This is a genomic window from Stenotrophomonas sp. 05L44_2, from assembly GCF_056665995.1.
In genome coordinates this window covers 1-1583 of record NZ_JBFTNR010000863.1, presented here as the reverse complement: position 1 = coordinate 1583, position 1583 = coordinate 1, and the positions used below count along the sequence as shown (strand labels likewise).

At 69.9% G+C, this 1583-nt stretch carries 1 protein-coding gene; it reads left to right on the top strand.

Annotated elements, in window-relative coordinates:
- Positions 1-69 precede the first annotated feature (69 nt).
- A complete protein-coding gene (locus AC1VAN_RS21455; RefSeq protein WP_025874254.1) occupies positions 70-1446 on the top strand; it encodes a DUF3999 domain-containing protein in 1377 nt (458 codons plus the stop codon).
- Positions 1447-1583 lie beyond the last annotated feature (137 nt).

Genomic DNA, 1583 nt, shown 5'->3' with positions numbered 1-1583 from the left:
GCTGTGCACCGTGGTGGGCTACCTGGCCCCCGCGCCGCCGAGCGCGCCGCCAACCGTGGAGGAAAACCAATGAGGAAGTGGAGCCGAGCGTTGCTGCCGGTCTTGTTCGGCGTGGCCGGTGCGGTTGCCGCGCAGGCCACGGACTACCGCGCGCAGTACGCCGAACAGTGGCCGCTGAGCCTGTCCAGCGCGCAGTCCGGTGCCTATCGTGTGGTGCTGGAGCCGGCGATCTACCGCCGCGCAGGCGCCGCTGATCTGGGCGATCTGCAGGTGTTCAACGCTGCCGGCCAGGCATTGCCATCGGCGCTGCTGGCGCCGGACCAGCCGTTGGCGCAGCCGCCGGTGCAGCGCGAACTGCCGTGGTTCGCGCTGCCACCACTGGCCGAGGCCCAGCGCAACGACCTGCAGCTGCTGACCGAGCGCGATACCGACGGCCGTGTGCGCCGGGTCGAGGCCAGGCTTGGTGGTGGTGCGGTGGCGAACGGGCAGGGCGGCTGGTTGATCGATGCCAGCGTGCTCGGCCAGCAGCCGCTGGCAGCGCTGGTGCTGGACTGGGCCGAAAGTGGCCAGCCGCTGCAGGCGCAGGTACAGCTTGACGCCAGCGATGATCTGCAGCGCTGGCAGTCGATCGCCCGTGATGTCCCCCTGGTGGACCTGCAGCGTGCGGGCAAGCGCCTGCTGCAGCGACGCCTGCAGGTCGACAGCAATGTGCGCTACCTGCGGATCCTGCCGCAGGGCGAGGCGCGCCTGCCAGAGCTGCGCAGTGTATTGGCCGAACTGCCGCCGGCACCGGCAACGGTGCCCTGGGAGTGGCTGTCGCTGACACCGACCGCGCAGGGCAAGGGGGAATTCACCTTTGAACTGGATGGTCGATTCCCGGTGACCCGCGCCGACGTGGCCAGCACCGACAACAGCCTGGTGCAGTGGACCCTGTTCAGCCGCGACGACGAAAGCGCCGAATGGCAGCGCCGCAGCGCGCCCTGGATCGCCTATCAGCTGCAGCAGGGGGCACCGGGCCAGCGCCAGCAATCGGCGGCACAGCCGTTGGGCGGCATGTACCGCGACCGTTACTGGAAGCTGGTCGCGAGCCCGGTGGAGACCACCAGCGCCCCGACCCTGCGCCTGGGCTATCAACCGGAGGTGATGGTGTTCCTCAGCCAGGGCGCAGCGCCCTACGCGCTGGCCGTGGGCAGTACGACCGCGCGCCGCGCGGAGGCGCCGATCACGGTGCTGATCGAGGAACTGCGGCAGCGCAATGATCCGTCGTGGCAGCCGACGCTGGCACGCTTGGAGGGCAGTCCGGAGACGCTCGCCGGTGACGCAGCGCTGAAGCCGCAGCACGACTGGAAGGCGTGGTTGCTGTGGGCGTTGCTGGGGCTGGGCGTGCTGGTTGTGGGTGGACTGGCGTTGAGCCTGCTGAAGCAGAAGCCGTCGCCTTCGGCGTAGTTTGCAGCGAACGGCGCAGCCCCTCGTGGGTGGCCGGTTTGTGAATCATGGGTTGGGCCGGGCGGGTGGGCTGGGCAGGGGACGCCGTGAATCCGTCCCTGGAGGCTTGGCAGCCGCATCCATGCGGCTGACACCCC